Origin of the sequence: Candidimonas sp. SYP-B2681 (assembly GCF_003971065.1) — a bacterium.
In the GTDB taxonomy this organism is placed as follows: domain Bacteria; phylum Pseudomonadota; class Gammaproteobacteria; order Burkholderiales; family Burkholderiaceae_B; genus Pollutimonas.
The window spans coordinates 367649-387893 of the sequence record NZ_RYDV01000002.1; the positions used below are offsets into that span (position 1 = coordinate 367649).

Here is a 20245-nt window from a genome sequence, read left to right on the forward strand (position 1 = left end):
CCTAAAGGAGAATAAGGTGCGAAATGTACGTTCTGATGTGTCCAGGCACGTGACACGTCCTCCCGTCAGCCAAGAATTTAATTATTCCTTTGGTGCGGTACGGCAGGCGGATGGCCAAGTCAGATTTCGACTCTGGGCACCTGGCGCTTCGCAAGTCGAACTGGAACTGGAAGGGACCGCGCCTGAAGCCATGGACGCCGTCGGGAATGGTTTTTACGAGTTGCACCGCGTGTGTGCGCCGGGCTCGCGTTACTGGTATCGCACTGGTCCTGACCAAAAGATTCCCGATCCTGCGTCACGTCTCCAAGATGGCGACGTACACGACGCAAGCGTAGTAGTGGGGCCGTGCACCTATGCTTGGCTCAATACCGAATGGCGTGGACGCCCTTGGACAGAGACGGTGCTATATGAAATACATGTCGGTTTGACCGGCGGTTTTCGTGGTGTTCAGGAAAAACTAGCTGATCTGGCCGACCTTGGCATCACCGCTATCGAATTAATGCCCCTTGCCGATTTTCCTGGGACGCGCAATTGGGGCTACGACGGGGTGCTGCCTTATGCTCCCGATTGGGCTTACGGCACTCCCGACGAACTGAAGTTATTGATCGATACAGCCCATGGCATGGGCCTTATGGTCTTCCTGGATGTTGTCTATAACCATTTTGGACCAGACGGAAATTGTCTCTCGTCGTATGCACCGGATTTCTTTCGTGATGACTTGCAAACTCCCTGGGGCCCAGCGATAGATTTTCGTAAAGTTCCTGTCCGCCAATTTTTTGCCGAAAACGCCTTATATTGGTTGCGCGAGTATCGATTCGACGGACTCCGGCTCGATGCAGTTCATGCCATTTCAGAACCTGACTGGTTGCCCGAAATGGCTAACTTTGTGCGGGAGCACATAGAACCGGAGCGACATATCCACCTGGTGCTCGAGAATGACAATAACGCAGCGAGCTTGATGCGTCAGGGATTCAACGCTCAGTGGAACGACGATGCTCACCATGTACTCCATCACATCCTTACCGGTGAAACGCAAGGCTACTACACGTCTTATCAGGACGACCCAACGGGCAAGCTGGCACGTGTCTTGTCAGAAGGTTTTGTGTATCAGGGCGAGCCGAATCCGTGGCGAGGCGGCGCCGCCCGGGGTGAGCCTAGCGCGGATCTGCCGCCTTGCGCTTTTGTGTTTTTCCTGCAGAATCATGACCAAATAGGCAATCGCGCAATGGGCGAGCGCCTGATCTCTTTGTGCCGCTCGAATCCAGACGCCTTGCATGCCGCCGTTGCCTTGCAACTGCTGACTCCTCATATTCCTTTGTTATTCATGGGGGAAGAAGTTGGTGCAAAGTCGCCGTTTTTGTACTTCACCAGTTTCACGAATCCGGAACTCGCACAGGCGGTGCGAGAGGGGCGGCGCAAAGAGTTTGCCGGTTTTGACGAATTCTCTGATCCTCAGGCGCGCGAGCGAATCCCCGATCCCAACGACAAGAAAACCTGGGATCATTCAAAGGTAAAGACCGATACCCAAAACCGACAGGCATCCCAATGGCGCAGTTGGTATGGTGGTTTGCTTCGGCTGCGTCATCAATTCATTACGCCGAATCTTGCGGCAGCACGCAGCGATTCCGTGCAGATCCTGGCTCCTCTATGCGTGGTAGCGCGGTGGCGATTGGGCGATGGCAGTCTACTGAGCCTTTACTGCAACTTCTCCCCGCAAAATATCGTACTGCCGCCAGACGTCACATTTATAGCGGAAGACGTGATCTTTCAGAGCAAACCACGCTCGGGCAATCAGCTGAACGGTTCCCTGGCCTCGGCCAGTACAACCGCCATCCTGACAAAGTCGGTTAATGGCATCGATCGAAAGGAGGTTCAGTGATTGGGTCCGTACGCACTAGCCAGAGTTTGTTGCAGTTGGCCGAGAAAGTCGGACTTGTACCGGTTTGGCAAGACGTGTATGGGGAGACGCACGACGTAGAAGAATCAGTGTTGCGCAGCATGCTCAATATTCTTGATCTACCTTGCGACAGCAGTGCGCAACTTGCCGAAAGCCATAGGCGCCTGGACCACGAAGCTCTGTTGGACACAGGCGGCATGCTTGTCGTGAATGTGAATCAGGCACCGACCTTCTCCTATATCGGTTCGCCGATATACACCTTGACGCTGGAAAGCGGCAAGCAGTATATCGGCAGGGCAAGGGCGGCAGGATCTGGCAAGGTGAGCATCCGAGGAATTGACCAGATCGGATACCACCGATTGGCCATCGGCGATCGGCAATTGACACTTGCCGTGGCCCCCCCGCGTTGTCCCTCATTAGACCGGCGACAGGGCGCGTGGGGCGTGTCGGCACAGGTATATAGCCTATACCGTTCGGACCACGACATATCAAGACTTGCTTTGCCATCCGCCGTGGGCACGGCAGCGTCTGTCTGGCCCGGATGGGAAAAGGGTGGCGACTTCGCTACCCTTACCGCTTTGGCACGTCACGCAGGTCGCGCTGGCGCCAGCGCGCTGGCAATAAGCCCGGTGCACGCGATGTTCACCGCGGACCCGCAACGCTACAGCCCTTATTCGCCATCAAGCCGTTTGTTCCTAAATGTCGCGTATATCGAACCTTCTGTTGTCCTCGGTGAAGACGCCGTCCGGCGCGCCGCTGCACAGATATCCAATGCCTCTGATGACGCGGCGTCGGCTGGATCGGCGCGAGTGGACTGGACGAGCGTGGTGCCACGCCGTTTAAGGTTATTACGAGCCTTATTTAACGATTTTCGCCGACAAAGTCATGCCGACACGGTTAATAAGTTTGAAGAATTCCGGGGGCGAGGCGGCGACGCACTGGAAAGCCATGCATGCTACGAAGCCTTGCATCATCATTATCGCGACGAACTCGGGCCGTCATGTGGCTGGCAGCAATGGCCAGCCGAGCTGCATGATCCTCGCGGTACTGCGGTTAAGGCCTATGCGGCAGCACATGAAGAAGACGTGAGTTTTCATGTGTTTTTGCAGTGGCTGGCGGACGCCGGGTTGCGGCATGCGCAGCGTGGGGCTCGAGCCGCAGGCATGTCGGCCGGTCTGATCACTGACCTTGCGATCGGTACGGATCCGCGTGGCAGCCATGCCTGGAGCAGGCAAGGGGAGATGCTGGGGGGAGTGTCGGTTGGTGCGCCGCCCGATCTTTATCAGCCCCAAGGCCAAAACTGGGGATTGACAGCCTTTTCTCCACGGGCTTTGCATCAGAACGGCTATTCGGCGTTCATTGAGACGCTACGCGCCGCGCTCGCCCACGCGGGCGGCGTGCGTATTGACCACATCCTGGGGCTGGCTCGCATGTGGCTAATTCCCCCGGAGGCGGAGGCCTCCGATGGGGTCTACCTGCGATATCCTCTCAACGATATGCTGCGGCTGATTGCTCTGGAAGCATGGCGCCACAGGGCGATAGTGGTTGGCGAAAATTTGGGGACTGTGCCGGAGGGCTTCAACGAGCAGCTCGAACGCACTGGAATCCTGGGTATGAGCGTGCTTTGGTTCGAACGTGCCCCGCAAGTTGCGCGGGCGCCCGATATCGAATCCGGTGCCGAGCTTGAGTCCGAGCCCAAGCCTATCGACCCACCAACCAGGGCTCCTTTTGTAGACCCGTCGCAATGGTCGCCTTACGCGATGGCAACTCCCTCAACTCACGACCTGCCCACTATTCATGGATGGTGGGCAGGCCGCGATCTGGAGTGGCGCCGGCGCCTTGGGCAACTTTCAGATGATGAGTTCGCGCAGCAACTGCAGGAACGGCAGCACGACAAGAAGGCTCTTTGGCATGCATTGGAAGAAGCTGGATGCGTTCCCGAGGGGGAGGCGGATCCACCCGACATGGCGCCGCGTGATGCCATATTTTCCTTCGTCGCCCGCACCCCGGCGCCGCTGCTGGCGGTTTCGCTAGAGGATCTGCTGCAAGCCATTGACCAGCCTAATCTTCCTGGCAGCGAAAGCGGGTCCGATGTGACACATCCAAACTGGACTCAATGTCTTCCTGTCGGTGTCGAAGAGATCTTTACCGACCAGAGAGCAAGGCAGGCTGTCGCGGCAATTCAAAGTGCCCGGAGAAAACCATGAGCAGTCTGTGCTCTACGGCCCGTTTGCAGTTGCATGCCGGCTTCACCTTGCACGACGCATGCGATCAAATACCCTATTACGCCAAACTAGGGATCAGTCACTTTTACACCTCACCGATCTCCCGGGCCAGACCCGGCTCGATGCATGGGTACGATGTTGTCGATCATTCCATTGTCAGCCCGGAACTGGGGGGTGAGTCAGCGTTGAGGGCGCTTGCCCAAGGCTTACGCGCCCGCGGCATGGGTATCATTCTTGACATTGTGCCTAACCATATGGCTACCCACGCCGACAATGCATGGTGGTGGGATGTCCTGCAGAACGGCAGGGACAGCGCGTACGCATCATGGTTCGACATCGACTGGCAATCGACACGGCCCGGCCTGGCTGGCAAGGTGCTGGCTCCGTTTCTGGCTGACCATTACGGTCACAGTTTGGCCAGAGGCGAACTGCAGCTGTACTTCGACGACGCAAGCCAGGCATTTCAGATTGATGCTTGCGGTACGCGTTTTCCAGTTGCGCCTGATTCCTTGTCGACCGAGGGCATGAACCCTCCAGAAGTGCTCGCCCAACACGACAGCACGAGTCCCGAAGGACAGTGTCGTATGCACGAATTGCTGGAGCGCCAGCACTATCGGCTGACATGGTGGCGCTGTGCTGCGGACAGCATCAATTGGCGGCGTTTTTTTGAAGTCAGTGAACTTATCGGCGTCAAGGTAGAGCGGCAGGAGGTTTTTGATGCTGTACATGCCTTGCCGCTACGTCTTTTTTCAGAAGGGCTGGTAGACGGTCTGCGTATTGATCATGTCGATGGCCTCGCGGAACCCATCGCCTATTGCAGTCAGTTATATGAAGCACTAAAAAAGGTTGCTGGCCTGCGCCCTGGCCCACTTCGCGATAACGAGCCATGGCTGCTGGTCGAGAAAATTCTTGCTGAAGGTGAAACACTGGATGATCGCTGGCGGGTGGATGGCACCAGCGGCTACGATTTTATGGACCAAGCGGCCGCGGTGTTGCACGACCCTGCCGCCGAGGCAGCCATGACCGAACATTGGGAGGCATTGACCGGCGACCTTCGTCAGCCCAGGGCGCTTGTCCATGACGCCCGTAGTTTAATGTTGCAACGTCATTTCGTCGCCGAACGCGAAGGCCTACTACAGGCTCTTTCACAATTGGCCGGAGTCAACCCGTCAACCAGGGACTGGACGCGCGAGGCGATCGCCCGGGTACTCGACAAGATCCTGATCTTGTTTCCCGTGTATCGCACCTACGCAGGCGTAAGTGGCCGGCACGAAGCGGACGCCCTCTGCCTGGACCGCGTCATGGCGGAAGTTCGTACCAGGCTGGATCGCGATAGCGGCAGCGATGCCGTGCTATGTGGGTTGTTGCAGCAGTGGTTGGGTGGAGAGCGAGTCGTGACAGATGTTGCTACGGCGAATTCGGCTTCGCAGTGGCAGGGCGAAGCGATACGGCGTTTTCAGCAGCTGACGCCACCGCTGGCAGCCAAGTCATTGGAAGATACCGTTTTTTATCGCTATGGGCGTTTAATCTCGCGTAACGAGGTGGGCTCTGATCCGAGTGTCTTGGCGATAACGCCCGAGACCTTTCATAATCGTAATCTTTGGCGCGCCTCCTGGGCGCCGCGGTCCATGCTGGCGACAGCTACGCACGACCATAAACGCGGCGAAGACGTTCGGGCCCGGCTTGCCGTACTGAGCGAGATTCCGTACCTATGGACAGCATTCAGTCAGCGCTGGATGCAATGGCCCTTGCCAATTTCCCCAGCCATCACTGCAGCGCAGGCCGGTGAACGCTATATGCTTTTCCAGACGCTAGTCGGCGCCTGGCCGCTGGACTTATCCGTTGACAATAGCGACGGCATGCAAAATTATGCCGACCGGATCGTGCAGTGGCAAACCAAAGCCTTGCGCGAAGCGAAAGTCAGTTCCAGCTGGTTCGAACCCAATTTGCCCTATGAGGAGGCCAGCAATGATTTCGTCTACGGTTTGCTTCCAGGAGGGGCCTGCCATGAGCTTGCGAGGGATATCGCAGGATTCGTGCGGCAAATCGCTCCGGCCGGAGCCGTGAACAGCCTGGCGCAAACGGTACTTCGCATCGCCATCCCAGGTGTGCCCGACTTTTATCAAGGCACGGACTTTTGGGACTTCAGCCTTGTCGATCCCGATAATCGGCGCCCGGTGGACTATGCGGCCCGTGTTGCGGCGCTCGACGCCGATGAGAGCATCGCGTCATTAGTGGCCAACTGGAAAAACGGTCATATCAAACAGGCCGTTGTCTCCCGGGGATTAGAATTGCGTCGCGATCAGATCGACGTATTCGCGCTGGGCGATTATTTCGCTTTGCCGGTGCTCGGGCTGCGGAGCAATCATGTATTAGCTTTCTTGCGCACCTGGCAGGATCGCGGTGTGTTTATTCTTGTGCCCCGCTTATGCTATGCCGGGGTGTCCAGTCATCACACCCAAGGAATTCCACTGATAGATCCATTGTTCTGGGGGAATACCGGCGTCGTATTGCCGCGTCGGTATATCGGCGCGCAGCTGCACGATGCACTGAGGGGCACCGACATTCGGTGCCCCTCAGATGGACTGCTGCGCATGGCAGATGTGTTTGCTGAACTGCCGGTGGCGGTGCTGGTGCCCGGTTAAGGGTACAGGCCCCGAACTTCCCTTGATTCCAAGATGCGAGTGCAGGCAGTGATGAACGCAGCGGTGCGCTGCGTTACTTGATGTTCGCTGGCTACCGCGGCAACGGATGTATACGCGCTACGCATCATGGCTTCGAGACGATGGTTGATTTCCGGCTCGGTCCAGTAGTAGCTGGAGAAGTCCTGAACCCATTCAAAGTAACTGACCGTCACGCCGCCGGCATTGGCCAGCACGTCGGGCACGATAAGTGTGCCGTTCGAAGTAAGGATGTCGTCGGCTTCAGGGGTGGTTGGTCCGTTCGCCCCTTCGATGACGATTTTTGCCCTTACTGAATTCGCATTTTTTTCGTTGATTTGGCTTTCCAGTGCCGCTGGAATCAAGAGCTCGGTTTCCAGTGCCCAGAATTCTGCGGATGACAGGCTATCGGCGTTAGACGCCCCTGCTACACCACCATGCTCTTCGACATGCTGCAAGAGGTCGAGAACCGACAATCCGTTGGAATTGTGTACGCAGCCAGTATGGTCCTGGACGGCGATTACCTTGGCGCCCGCTTCATAGAATAAGCGTGCCGCTGTGCCGCCCACATTGCCGAAACCTTGGATAATGACCCGTGCGCCCTCGATGGGTATTCCTTTTTCGCGCGCTGCTTCGCAACCCACCACGTAGACTCCGCGACCGGTAGCTTCGACGCGCCCCAGGCTCCCGCCCAGTGACACTGGCTTGCCTGTGACCACGCCTGTGGTGGTGGCGCCATGATTCATGGAATAGGTATCCATCATCCAGGCCATGGTCTGCGCATTGGTATTGACGTCTGGTGCAGGAATATCTCTGTGAGGCCCTATGATGACCCCGATTTCGCTGGTGTAGCGGCGTGTGATGCGCTCGAGCTCGCTCTTGGAGTATTTGCGTGGGTCAATTCGGATGCCGCCTTTAGCGCCACCGAAGGGTAGATTGATGGCTGCCGTCTTGACCGACATCCAGGCCGCCAGCGCCATAACCTCGGAAAGCGTGACATCCTGATGGAAGCGGACCCCGCCCTTGCCGGGACCGCGAGAGGTATTGTGCTGCACCCTATAGCCCTCGAAGTGGGCAATTGTGCCATTGTCTAGTTCGACCGGAACATCCACGATCAAGGAACGTTTAGGACGTTTCAGGGTTTCGACCCATTTGCTCAATTTGCCCAGGTAGGGCGTGACCCGCTCCACCTGCTCAAGGTATACGCCCCACGGCCCTAGCTCGTGTGAGTCAAGGTAAGAAGGTAGTGAATGCGTAGGGTGTTCTGACATGATTACGACCTCAATCGTTATTAATGAAGCGAATTGTAAAGCCCGCGACAAGGCGGGTATTTGTATTTTAGGTGCCGCAAGCTTACTACGTCCCCAATTGTTCTCCCACAAAATTAAATGGGGACACCGTTTTGCGGGTGTGGCAGTGCTTATGGCAACGTAGTCTGCGCGAGGCTCGCCGCGAAATAGTCTAAATAGCTAAACAATATAAATACCCTACTATTTGTTCGTTCCCACGTCCGCACTTCGAGCCCACACTACACCTTTAGTCCGGTCAGCTGAACAGCTCGGCCGAAAGCGCCAATGAGTTCAAGCAGCGCAAAGCAAGCCTTGCCAAGGGCTTAAGCTCGTACGGGTATGACGTGAACCTTATTTTTTCTTCTTCAGCTTCTGTTGATCCTGACACGCAACAATTGTGGGCCGTGTTACAGGAACGGTTGCAACACATCAGCCATCAACATCCCGACGCCGTGTTCGCGTCTTCGTTCGGCGTGGAAGACATGCTTCTCTCGCACGCAATATTCGAATCAAGGCTCCCGATTCATATATTTACGTTGGATACAGGCCGCCTGCATCCCGAAACCGTAAACATGGTCGACGTGATCAAGGCACGCTATGACGTTTCCGTCGAAATCGTGCGCCCTGATCAGGCGGCTGTAAGCGAGCATGTGACCAAGCATGGCCAATTCGGATTTTACGAAAGTGTCGAACTGCGCAAAGCATGCTGTTTCTTGCGCAAGGTAGAACCGCTGCGTCGTGCATTGGCAGGTCACTCGGCATGGCTAACCGGACAACGACGCGAGCAATCGCTTACGCGCAGCGAGCTTGCAGATGCTGAATATGACACCGTGTTCGGCTTGCAGAAGTACAACCCTCTGGCGGCCTGGTCAGAAAGCCAGGTGTGGTCTGTGGTGCGAGCGCTCGATATTCCCTATAACCCCCTGCACGATGAAGGCTACCCATCAATCGGTTGCGAGCCCTGTACCCGGGCAATTCGGGCAGGCGAGGATTTGCGCGCGGGCCGATGGTGGTGGGAACAGAAATCATCGAAGGAGTGCGGCTTGCACGCCGGCAATCTTCAGGAATCGAAAGGGTAAGAATATGGGTCAAGTCTATGCACGTACGCACTTGGACTGGTTGGAGTCCGAGGCCATTTATATATTGCGCGAAGTGGCTGCCGAATGCGAACGGCCCGTGCTTCTGTTTTCAGGCGGTAAAGATTCCGTCGTACTGCTTCGTCTGGCTGAGAAGGCATTTCGACCAGCGGGCTTTCCTTTCCCGCTGATGCACATCGACACCGGACATAACTTTGATGAAGTCATCGAGTTCCGTGACCGGCACGTCGGCAAACTCGGAGAAAAATTAATTGTCCGCAAGGTAGAAGACTCAATTGCCAGGGGTAGCGTGGTACTGCGGCGGGAAACGGATTCGCGCAATGCTGCTCAAGCGACAACGCTTCTGGAAGCCATCGAAGAACTTGGTTTCGACGCCTGCATTGGTGGAGCGCGGCGCGACGAGGAAAAAGCGCGGGCCAAAGAGCGTGTGTTTTCGTTCAGAAACGAGTTTGGCCAGTGGGACCCTAAGGCCCAGCGTCCAGAGCTTTGGAATCTGTTCAACACCAAAGTGCACCCAGGTGAAAACATGCGGGTCTTTCCGATCTCGAACTGGACCGAGCTTGATGTTTGGCAATATATCGCACGCGAGAAGCTCGACCTGCCTTCGATTTACTACGCGCATGAACGTCAAGTACTAAGGCGCAATGGCTTGTTGGTTCCCGTGACGCCGATCACTCCACCAAAGGGTGACGAGTCGCCCGAAACCGTCACCGTTCGTTTTCGCACCGTAGGCGACATTTCATGCACCTGCCCCGTGGAATCGCTAGCGAATAGCCCTGAGGCGATTATCGCCGAGACGTCAATCTCGACGATCACTGAACGCGGTGCTACCCGCATGGATGATCAAACCTCCGAGGCTTCTATGGAGCGCCGGAAAAAGCAAGGGTATTTCTGATGAACGCAATCAATGATTCCTGGACTTCGGCCGCTGACACCGGCGTGCTGCGTCTGATTACCGCCGGATCGGTCGACGATGGCAAGTCCACCCTGATTGGGCGCTTGCTGTATGACAGCAAGGGCGTATTCGCTGATCAACTTGCGTCAATTGAGCGCTCAAAGTACAAGCGTGTCGCCGCAAGCGAAATAGATCTGTCTTTATTGACCGACGGCCTGGAAGCCGAGCGTGAACAGGGCATAACCATTGATGTCGCGTATCGTTACTTTGCGACGCCGTTGCGGAAGTTCATTGTGGCGGATGCGCCTGGGCACGAGCAATACACCCGCAATATGGTCACCGGCGCATCGACGGCTGAAGTGGCCATTATCCTGATCGATGCGAGCCGAGTGCACGATGGCCAGCTTCTGACTCAAACCAAGCGCCATAGCGCACTGGCGCACTTGCTTGGCCTCAAGCATATTGTGGTGGCGGTGAACAAGATGGATCTGGTTGCTTGGGATCCCAAAGTATTCGAGGAAATACACGTTGCGTACGCGGCGCTCGCCGATAAACTGGGAATCCGCGAGTTCCATATCGTTCCGATGTCGGCCTTGAAGGGCGACAACGTGGTGGAGCGCTCTGCCCATACCCCTTGGTACGCTGGCCCGCCCTTATTGACGCTGCTGGAAGGGCTGCCTACCGTTACGGTGGAAGACGCCGGTGCTTCGCGGTTTTTTGTTCAGTGGGTCATACGGCATGGCGGGCATAATGTTAATGATTTCCGCGGCTATGCCGGGCGACTGGCGGGTGGCCGCCTGAGTGTCGGCGATGAGGTCAAGGTGCTGCCCGCGGGCGAGACGGCGAAGGTGGCTCGGTTGGTGCAGTTCGATCGCGATGTGGATTCCGTGGTTGCAGGCGATAGCGTGGTGGTGGTGCTGGATCGCGATATCGATGTGTCGCGCGGCGATCTTATTGTCCAGTCCGGTGCCAATCTTCGAGTAACCCGGGAATTCGAAGCAGAACTTTGCTGGCTGGACCAGCAAGCCCTTAATCCGCTGCGTCAGTATTGGCTGAAGCAGGGGACAAGAGTTACTCAAGTAAAGATCAAGGCGGTGCATTCACGGCGCGATATTCACGAGCTGCAGTATGTTGAGGCGAGCGGCGTTCTAAACATGAACGATATCGGTCACGTGACGTTGTTGTCGCGAGATTTGCTGGCCTTGGACGCTTATACCGAGCATACCGTTACAGGTGCGTTCATTTTGATCGACGCGGCGACGAACCAGACTGCAGCCGCAGGAATGGTGCGGTAAGAGCGATTTCGCTTCGCTGAGATTTTTCCAAATCCTTAAGTGACGCTGGTGCACTAGGGGAACTGCTTGGTTCTGGCTGGCACTTCGATTGGTGGTCTTCCCGTGTTCTGAAGCGGTGTCTGGGGGCAGGGCCGGACCGGCTCAATGCTTCGCGGTCCCGTGCCGGGCCAACCGTGACATCAATTCGGATCAGGGCGGCCGCGAACTCCCAGCGCAGTCGGTCCACTGGACCGACTGCAAGCGTGCTGGTCAAACAGGCGCGGCCGTGCCTCCCTGATCCGAACCGCTGCCACGGCGCGCGCATACTTCGCCGGCCCAGCCCTGCCCCCAGACACCTCTGCATACCGGTATTTGGAAGAGGTTAGAACGAACCGTTGGTCTGACTGTGTGATTGGAGGGCCAGCGTCGCGTATTGAGAGCCAGGTATCGACATCGCGCGTCTAATGCCACACATGATATCCAAAGTGGCCATATCGCGTCCGCATGAGGCTATAGCAGCCGCCCAATATATCGGGCTATCAGGTGCAGGGGGCCAGGAAGGGTTTGGCGAAAGGTTGAGCGAGCCGGACTAGCGGTCTGGATCGGGGAAAAAAGGGCCAGCATGTTTGAGCCAGAAGCACAGGCCCTCAGGCCTGGCGATGGCGAGTTCTGGCCCGCCCCGAGCCAGATCGATTGGCCGGGAAGTCCGGCGAAGCTGGACCGAAGCGATCTTGAGCCAGACCCTTCCTGGCCCCCTGTACCGGCTTAGCTTCCCAATAGGCTCAAAAATCTGGTACCCCCAGAACTACCCTGATATCAAAATCCGCAGACCCGTAGCATAATCAGGCGTAACTCGGGCGCGTTGAACAGATAAAGTCATACAACGTACTGCTTCAAACCTTCCAGATCCAGAACCTCCACCGCCCCGTACTCGATCTTTAATAAATTTGCCTCCTCCAGCGTACGTAAAGCCTGATTCGTACGCTGGCGCGAAATTCGGGCGAGGTAGCCTATTTCTTCCTGGGTAATATCCAGACGCATGCTTTTCCCCGGGTACAGCAGCGGATTAAACAACTCAGCAAGGCAGCGCGCTACCCGTGCGTCAGGGGCTAACAGACGGTCGTACTCCGCTTTGCCTATAAATTGAGCCACCCGCTCATTCAACTGATGCAGCAAATAGCGGTTGAACGGAATACTGCTATCCAGTAGAAAATCGAACGTCTTCGCCGGCAATCGCGCGATAGCCGATTCCCGCAAGGCAACGATATCGTATTTACGCGCCTCACTTTTCAGCAACGAGCCTTCGCCGATCCAGCCGCCAGATGGCACACCGGTCAATGAAGCCAGCTTTCCATCAGAAGTGCCCACCGATACTTTCACCAGCCCGTTCAGAACACCGATCCACGCATAGGCCTTTTCGCCCTTGCGCTCGATCATCGCCGCGGCCGGGTACTGCGCCACCGAAATGTCTCGTTGTACCCGCTCTTTCTGATCGGGCGTCAACAGCTCGAACCATGCCGCGGCATCTTGCAGGGAGTATTTCAGGTTCATGAGGAATTACCCTAGAAAAAGCTGGAATGTCATATTCGTGACAGTTGAACGTTATGCAAGGCTATACCTTTACACCCGACTGAATAAAAAAATTAACAGTCAGGGCAGCCCGGAAAAGTCCTATGACACATTCCGGGCCGCCCAACTATAACCATAAGACCCTGACCCAAAAGGGGACATGATACTGGCTGAAGGAGACACCGTGGCGCAAAATTCGCCTACGCAAGGGATATCTGCCGGACCGGGTACGTTTCCGGCTTTGGTACTGCAGCATGCGCGTGTGCGCGGCGACCGCCCGGCACTGCGCGAGAAAGACTTAGGCATCTGGCAAACCATCACCTGGAAGCAGCTTGCTCAACAAGTGCAAGAATTGGCCAGCGGACTGGCAGCGCTGGGGGTAGTGGCGGGTCAACACGTGGCAGTCGTCGGCGAAAACCGGCCCCGTCTCTACGTGTCCATGATGGCAGCACAGTGCATTGGCGCCATACCGGTACCCCTGTACCAGGATGCCATTGCGGCCGAAATGCTTTATGTATTTCAGGATGCCGACATCCGGGTGGCAGTCGTCGAAGACCAGGAGCAGGTCGATAAAATGCTTGAGGTCTCCGAAAGCTGTCCTTCCTTGCGCTATGTCGTATACGACGATCCGCGCGGCCTGCGCAATTACACACAAGAGCACCTTCTGGCCTTCAATCGGTTAATCGAGCTTGGTCGCGAGCACGAAGCCAGCCACCCTGGTTATGTCGATGCTGCCATCGCCGCTGTAAAACCTGACGACACCGCCGCCATGTTTTACACGTCGGGTACCACGGGCAAACCGAAAGGCGTGGTCCTTACGCACCATGCGCTGATAGACCGCGCCCTAGCCATTCAAGAACTTGAAAAGCTCACCGATCGCGAAGAGGTCCTCGCGTACCTGCCGCCTGCCTGGATAGGGCAGAACATGTTTTCGTACACGCAGTTCCTGGTTACAGGCTTCACGGTCAACCACCCTGAATCGCCTGAAACGGTTTCCATCGACATGCACGACATAGGCCCGACATATTACTTCGCGCCGCCTCGCGTGCTAGAAGGTTTGTTGACCCACGTAATGATACGCATGGAAGATGCCAGTGCCATCAAACGCAAATTGTTCCATTCCTTGATGGAGCTCGCTCGCCGAGTCGGTGTCCGGATTCTCGATAAAGATTCGTCAGTCAGCGCCTTGGACCGATTCATGTATGCAATAGGGAACCTACTCGTGTACGGTCCCTTGCGCAATGCACTTGGTATGAGCCGGGTGCGCGTGGCCTATACGGCCGGCGAAGCCATTGGCCCCGATCTATTTGTGTTCTACCGTTCGATCGGCATCAACCTTAAGCAGCTATATGGTTCCACTGAGACCTCGGTCTTCGTATGCGTACAGTCTGACGGGCATGTGCGCGCCGACACAGTCGGACCTCCTGTCAAAGGAGTCGAGATCCGGGTCGCGGAAAATGGTGAAATTCAGGTTAAGAGTCCTGGCCTTTTCAAAGGGTATTACCGCAACCCCGAGGCCACTGCCGAATCTTATACGGCCGACGGCTGGTACCACACGGGCGACGCTGGGTACCTTGATACCGACGGTCAGCTGAAAATCATCGATCGCGCCAAAGACGTCGGTAAACTTGCCGACGGAAGTTTATTTGCGCCTAAATACATCGAGAATAAGCTTAAATTCTTCCAGTACATTAAAGAAGTCGTGGCTTTTGGTGCCGACAAAACCATAGTGTGCGCATTCATTAATATTGACCTGGAAGCGGTCGGCAACTGGGCCGAGCGCCAGGGCCTTCCTTATGCTGGTTATACCGACTTGGCGCAAAAGCCTGAAGTCTACGAGCTTATCCGCAAGTGTGTCGAGGACGTCAATTCAGATCTGGCCGCCGATCCAAAGTTATGTGGTTCGCAGGTTTCGCGCTTTTTGATTCTGCATAAAGAACTGGATCCCGACGACGACGAACTGACCCGTACACGAAAAGTCCGACGTGCTTTTATCGCGCAGAAATATGCCGTTTTGGTTGATGCGTTGTTTAAGGGCAAGTCTAAGCAGTTCATCGAAACCGAGGTCAAATTCGAGGATGGCCGCACGGGCAAGATTTCGGCCGACCTGAAAATCGCCGAGGCCCAGGTATTTCCCTGCAACACGAGGAAAGCTGCGTAATGAGTCAATCTGCCCGCGATCAACGAATCGGCGACACGATTCTTGACCTAAAGAATATTTCGCTCGCCTTTGGCGGCGTCAAAGCACTAACCGATATTTCTTTCGACGTACGAGCCCACGAAATTCGCGCAATCATCGGCCCCAACGGAGCCGGAAAAAGCTCGATGCTTAATGTAATCAACGGGGTATACACCCCACAGAACGGTGAAATCACCTTGGCTGGCGTCAAGTTCTCGCAAATGAACTCGCGCCGTGCGGCAGAGATGGGAATCGCCCGGACATTTCAGAACCTGGCCTTGTTCAAAGGCATGAGCGTCCTGGATAACATCATGACCGGTCGCAATCTGCGCATGACCAGTGGCATCCTGGCGCAAGCCTTCCGCTTTGGGTCGGCAGAACGCGAGGAAATCGCCAATCGTGAGTTCGTTGAGAACATCATTGATTTCCTTGAAATCCAGGCGCACCGGAAGACACCCGTAGGGCGCTTGCCTTACGGGCTGCAGAAGCGTGTCGACCTGGGTCGTGCGCTTGCCATGGAACCTCGCATTCTCCTGCTTGACGAACCCATGGCGGGGATGAACATCGAAGAAAAACAGGACATGAGCCGCTTCATTCTCGACGTTAACGAAGAGTACGGCACCACGATCGTGTTGATCGAGCACGATATGGGGGTTGTCATGGACATCTCCGATCGCGTGGTCGTCCTTGATTATGGCAAGAAAATCGGCGATGGCGACCCCAATCAGGTCCGGCAGAATCCCGAAGTGATACGCGCCTATCTTGGCGCTAGCCATTAACAAGGAAGGCAGAAAATGGCATTTTTCCTGGAAACCCTGTTTGGCGGCCTCATGACAGGCATGCTGTATTCACTGGTGGCGCTCGGTTTCGTCCTGATATTCAAAGCCTCGGGTGTGTTCAACTTTGCCCAGGGCGCCATGGTGCTCATCGCCGCCCTTTCCATGGCGCGCTTCTCTGAATGGATACCACATTGGCTGGGCATCGAAAGCCTTATTCTGGCAAACATACTGGCCTTCATTATCAGCGGGCTGTTCATGTGGCTCATCGCCATTGTCATCGAGCGCTGGGTGCTTCGCTATCTGGTCAATCAGGAAGGCACAACCCTGCTTATGGCCACCATAGGCATCAGCTACTTCCTCGATGGAATGGGGCAAATCATCTTCGGCAGCAATGTGTACTCAATTGACGTCGGCATGCCCAAGGATCCTGTATTCATCCTGGATTCGATTTTCGAGGGGGGCGTATTAATCAGCCTTGAAGACCTGACAGCGGCGGCTGTATCGGCGCTTCTGGTCGCGGTCCTGGCTATCTTCTTTCAATATACGGCTGTCGGGCGCGCATTGCGGGCAGTGGCCGACGATCACCAGGCGGCGCAATCGATCGGCATTCCGCTGAACCGGATATGGGTCGTGGTGTGGACGGTGGCGGGCATCGTCGCACTGGTGGCCGGCGTTATTTGGGGTTCCAAGTTCGGGGTGCAGTTCACCTTGTCGACCGCGGCCTTGCGTGCCTTGCCTGTCGTTATTCTCGGTGGGCTTACTTCGGTGCCAGGGGCCATTATTGGCGGCCTGATAATCGGTGTCGGCGAGAAGGTCTCAGAGGTCTATCTGGGGCCTTTTGTGGGTGGCGGTATCGAGATCTGGTTTGCTTACGTGTTGGCTCTGGTGTTCCTGCTATTCCGTCCGCAAGGTTTGTTTGGCGAAAAAATCATCGACCGCGTCTGATGATCTAACGAAAAAAAGATCGAGTATCCATTATGTTTTATCGAGAAAATGGTCAGTTCAAAAGCACTTATCGGGCCGATCAGCAAATCTTCCCGATCCGTCAGGACCGCATCTTCGTTCTGGGTCTGTTGCTTGTCGCCTTCCTGCTGGTTCCGCTTTTTGCCTCGAACTATTTCCTGCAGGCCATACTGATACCGTTTCTGATCCTGTCGCTGGCGGCCATCGGCCTGAATATTCTCGTCGGTTATTGCGGTCAGATATCTATCGGCTCGGGCGCGTTTATGGCGGTGGGCGCCTATGCTGCCTGGAATTTCGGTGTCCGCATGCCCGCCACGCCGCTGGTCATCCAGATACTGCTTGGCGGTGTGTTCGCTACGCTGGTCGGTGTGATCTTTGGCGTTCCAAGCTTACGCATCCGCGGTCTGTACCTGGCGGTTACGACGCTCGCTGCGCAGTTTTTTGTCGACTGGGCGTTTCTACGAATTCCCTTTTTTACCAATTACTCGTCTTCGGGCAACGTGTCAGTGCCGGCCCTTGAAGCCTTCGGCCTTCCCGTTCAGACGCCGGTCCAGCGCTATCTCTTCGTGCTGGTTTTTGTGGCCGTTTTTGCACTGCTGGCAAAAAATCTGGTGCGTGGCGCTATCGGACGGCAATGGATGGCCATACGCGATATGGACGTGGCTGCCTCGGTGATCGGTATTCGTCCGGTGTACGCAAAACTCACTGCCTTTGCCGTCAGTTCCTTCATTATTGGCGTAGCAGGGGCGCTGTGGGCCTATATTCATCTGGGCTCCTGGGAGCCATTGGCTTTCGACCTGACACGTTCACTGCAGTTACTGTTCATCGTCATCATTGGCGGTCTTGGCTCAATCGTGGGCAGTTTCTTCGGCGCTGCCTTCATGGTGCTCGTGCCCGTCTTCCTTACGAACGTTCCTCAGATGTTCGGTTTGCCTTTGGCCATCGACACAGCCTCACACATAGAGCACATGGTGTTTGGCGCGCTAATCGTGTTTTTCCTGATAGTAGAACCGCACGGTTTGGCACGCCTCTGGAGCATAGGCAAGGAAAAGCTCCGCATCTGGCCCTTCCCGCATTGATTGATTGGTCCAGATTACTTGCACAAATAGCAGTATCAGTAACCCGGCTGGCCTATTTTGGTCACGCTGAATCACAAACGGTGCACACAGACACCATCAGGAGGACTTGGAGATGAAACGTTCCTTTAAATTGGCCGCGGCCATGTTTGCTGTAGCGGGCACGCTGGCAACAGCGTCGCTGCCCGCGGCAGCGGCCGAAGAGCAATTCGTACCGTTGCTGGCGTACCGCACTGGTTCATTTGCGCCTTTGGGCATTCCATGGGCCGACGGCAAAATGGATTACCTCAAACTGGTCAACGAGCGTGACGGCGGCATCAATGGCGTCAAGATCATCTACGAAGAATGCGAAACGGCATATGCCACTGATCGCGGTGTTGAGTGTTACGAACGTCTGAAGGACAAGCATGGGGGTGCGTCGGGCTTCGATACTCAGTCTACCGGCATCACCTTTGCCCTGACCGACAAGGCCATTGTTGACGGCGTATCCATCGAAACCATGGGTTACGGCCTTTCGCAATCTGCCGACGGCTCTGTCTTCAAATGGAACTTCCCACTGGGTGGCACTTACTGGACCGCGGCGGATGTCATGATCCAGGACATCGCCAAAAAGGTGGGTGGCGAGGACAAGCTAAAGGGTAAAAAAATTGCTCTGGTGTATCACGATTCACCGTATGGCAAAGAACCCATCGCTTTGTTGCAGTCGCGCGCCAAGGCCAACGGCTTCGACTTGCAGCTGTATCCCGTTACCGCCCCCGGCGTTCAGCAAAAATCGACCTGGCTGCAAATTCGGCAGAATAAGCCCGATTACCTGCTGCTCTGGAGCGCGGGCATCATGACACCGACGGCTATCCGCGAAGCGCAGGCCGTAGGATATCCGCGCGACAAGATGTATGGAATCTGGTGGGCCAGCTCCGAGAACGATGTCCAAGATCTAGGTCAGGTTGCCAAGGGATACAACGGCATCACCATTCACAACAGTGCCGACCATGGCAGGGTGCACGAAGATCTTAAAAAGCATGTGTACGATAAAGGACAGGGCACCGATACCAACGGTAAATATGTCGGAACCATCGCCCATACCCGCGGCATGATGATCTCGATGTTGCAGGTTGAAGCCATTCGCGCTGCCCAAGAAAAGTATGGCAAGGGCAAGCACATGACTCGCGAGCAGGTTCAGTGGGGCTTTGAAAACTTGAACATTACAAAAGAACGCCTTGCGGAACTGGGCTTTGACAAGCTCATGCGCCCCCTCAAGACCTCATGCAGCAACCACATGGGCGACGACTGGGCTCGCATCATCCAATGGGACGGCGGAAAGTTCAACATCGTTTCCGACTGGTATCAGTCCGACAAGAAGTTCGTAGACCCCTTGGTGAAAGAGCTGGCTGCCAAGTACGCCAGCGAAAAGAAGATCACTCCTCGCAAGTGCGAAGGCTAGTAGTGGTGTAAGGCTTCCGGCCGCTGCTTGCGTACAGCGGCCGGACCGAACTGACTACAGGGAAAATGTCATGAATACCAGTATCGAAACCGCCGCACCAAAGATCCTCCTGAACGTGAACGGGATCGAAGTCATATACAACCACGTTATTCTGGTGCTCAAGGGTGTATCGCTGTGCGTGCCCGAAGGGAAAATCGTGGCATTGCTCGGGGCCAACGGAGCCGGAAAGACGACTACCTTGCGGGCGGTATCCAACCTTCTCAAAGCCGAACGAGGCGATGTCACCAAAGGCAATATCGACTATCGCGGCGAACGCATCGAAAAGCTGACGCCCGCCGACCTGGTCAAGCGCGGCGTGGTGCAGGTTATGGAAGGTCGCCATTGTTTCGCTCACCTGACGATAGAAGAAAACCTCCTTGCGGGGGCTTATACGCGTAACCTGGGTCGAGGCGAGCTGAACGCATCGCTGGACAAGGTGTATCAGTACTTCCCCAGACTAAAGCAACGGCGCGGCAGCCAGGCCGGATATACCTCCGGTGGCGAACAGCAAATGACGGCCATCGGCCGCGCCCTCATGGCAAACCCCAATATGATCCTGCTCGACGAGCCTTCAATGGGACTTGCTCCGCAAATCGTGGAAGAGATTTTCGAGATCGTTCGCGATCTCAACCAGCGCGAGGGCGTAAGCTTTCTGCTGGCCGAACAAAACACCAATATCGCACTGCGCTACGCCGATTATGGCTACATCCTCGAGAACGGGCGGGTCATGATGGATGGCGAGGCGAAAGGCCTCGCCGAAAATGAAGACGTCAAAGAGTTCTACCTGGGCGTATCAAGCGGCGAAAGAAAAAGTTTCCGCGACAATAAATTCTATCGACGGCGCAAGCGCTGGCTCGCCTAA

General features: G+C 55.9%; 14 protein-coding genes. 12 read left to right on the forward strand and 2 right to left on the reverse strand.

Annotation, left to right across the window (positions count from 1 at the left end):
- Positions 1-16: 16 nt before the first annotated feature.
- From treZ to treY, 3 genes are read left to right on the forward strand one after another with little or no spacing between them, the layout of a single operon-like run.
- Positions 17-1879 (forward strand): malto-oligosyltrehalose trehalohydrolase, encoded by a 1863-nt coding sequence (treZ, locus tag EKL30_RS06280; protein ID WP_233582859.1) that lies wholly within the window; start codon positions 17-19, stop codon positions 1877-1879.
- Positions 1876-4104, forward strand: coding sequence for a 4-alpha-glucanotransferase (gene malQ, locus EKL30_RS06285; protein WP_126706333.1), 2229 nt, complete (start codon positions 1876-1878; stop codon positions 4102-4104). Before treZ ends, malQ begins: the two co-directional genes overlap by 4 nt.
- Positions 4101-6767 carry a malto-oligosyltrehalose synthase gene (gene treY / locus EKL30_RS06290; RefSeq protein WP_126706334.1) on the forward strand — a complete coding sequence of 889 codons (2667 nt, stop codon included), beginning with the start codon at positions 4101-4103 and terminating at the stop codon, positions 6765-6767. The genes malQ and treY overlap by 4 nt, the downstream gene beginning before the upstream one ends.
- Here treY and EKL30_RS06295 read toward each other — a convergent pair.
- Positions 6764-8053, reverse strand: coding sequence for a Glu/Leu/Phe/Val dehydrogenase (locus tag EKL30_RS06295; protein ID WP_126706335.1), 1290 nt, complete (start codon positions 8051-8053; stop codon positions 6764-6766). The two genes, treY and EKL30_RS06295, sit on opposite strands and share 4 nt — an antisense overlap.
- A gap of 362 nt (positions 8054-8415) precedes the next feature.
- On the opposite strand from EKL30_RS06295, the gene EKL30_RS06300 reads away from it, so the two are divergent.
- From EKL30_RS06300 to EKL30_RS06310, 3 genes are read left to right on the forward strand one after another with little or no spacing between them, the layout of a single operon-like run.
- Complete coding sequence (locus EKL30_RS06300; protein ID WP_370246228.1) at positions 8416-9150, forward strand: phosphoadenylyl-sulfate reductase; 735 nt, start codon at positions 8416-8418, stop codon at positions 9148-9150.
- A gap of 4 nt (positions 9151-9154) precedes the next feature.
- Complete coding sequence (gene cysD, locus EKL30_RS06305; RefSeq protein ID WP_126706336.1) at positions 9155-10063, forward strand: sulfate adenylyltransferase subunit CysD; 909 nt, start codon at positions 9155-9157, stop codon at positions 10061-10063.
- Positions 10063-11358 carry a sulfate adenylyltransferase subunit 1 gene (locus tag EKL30_RS06310; protein WP_126706337.1) on the forward strand — a complete coding sequence of 432 codons (1296 nt, stop codon included), beginning with the start codon at positions 10063-10065 and terminating at the stop codon, positions 11356-11358. Before cysD ends, EKL30_RS06310 begins: the two co-directional genes overlap by 1 nt.
- 855 nt (positions 11359-12213) lie before the next feature.
- On the opposite strand, the gene EKL30_RS06315 is transcribed toward EKL30_RS06310, so the two are convergent.
- Entirely contained in the window at positions 12214-12888 is a 675-nt protein-coding gene (locus EKL30_RS06315) for a Crp/Fnr family transcriptional regulator (protein WP_126706338.1), read from the reverse strand.
- Positions 12889-13066: 178 nt separating this feature from the next.
- On the opposite strand from EKL30_RS06315, the gene EKL30_RS06320 reads away from it, so the two are divergent.
- From EKL30_RS06320 to EKL30_RS06345, 6 genes are all read left to right on the forward strand, one after another.
- Entirely contained in the window at positions 13067-15067 is a 2001-nt protein-coding gene (locus EKL30_RS06320; RefSeq protein WP_126706339.1) for a long-chain fatty acid--CoA ligase, read from the forward strand.
- Positions 15067-15864, forward strand: a complete 798-nt coding sequence (locus EKL30_RS06325; RefSeq protein WP_126706340.1) for an ABC transporter ATP-binding protein — start codon at positions 15067-15069, stop codon at positions 15862-15864. The genes EKL30_RS06320 and EKL30_RS06325 overlap by 1 nt, the downstream gene beginning before the upstream one ends.
- A gap of 15 nt (positions 15865-15879) precedes the next feature.
- Complete coding sequence (locus EKL30_RS06330) at positions 15880-16809, forward strand: branched-chain amino acid ABC transporter permease (protein ID WP_126706341.1); 930 nt, start codon at positions 15880-15882, stop codon at positions 16807-16809.
- A 32-nt stretch (positions 16810-16841) separates the two neighbouring features.
- On the forward strand, positions 16842-17906 hold the full coding sequence (locus EKL30_RS06335) for a branched-chain amino acid ABC transporter permease (RefSeq protein ID WP_126706342.1): 1065 nt from the start codon (positions 16842-16844) through the stop codon (positions 17904-17906).
- 112 nt (positions 17907-18018) lie between these two features.
- The gene (locus EKL30_RS06340) at positions 18019-19344 is read left to right on the forward strand and encodes an ABC transporter substrate-binding protein (RefSeq protein ID WP_199748499.1); all 1326 of its coding nucleotides are present in this window, start codon (positions 18019-18021) and stop codon (positions 19342-19344) included.
- Positions 19345-19414: 70 nt separating this feature from the next.
- Positions 19415-20245, forward strand: coding sequence for an ABC transporter ATP-binding protein (locus EKL30_RS06345; protein WP_126706344.1), 831 nt, complete (start codon positions 19415-19417; stop codon positions 20243-20245).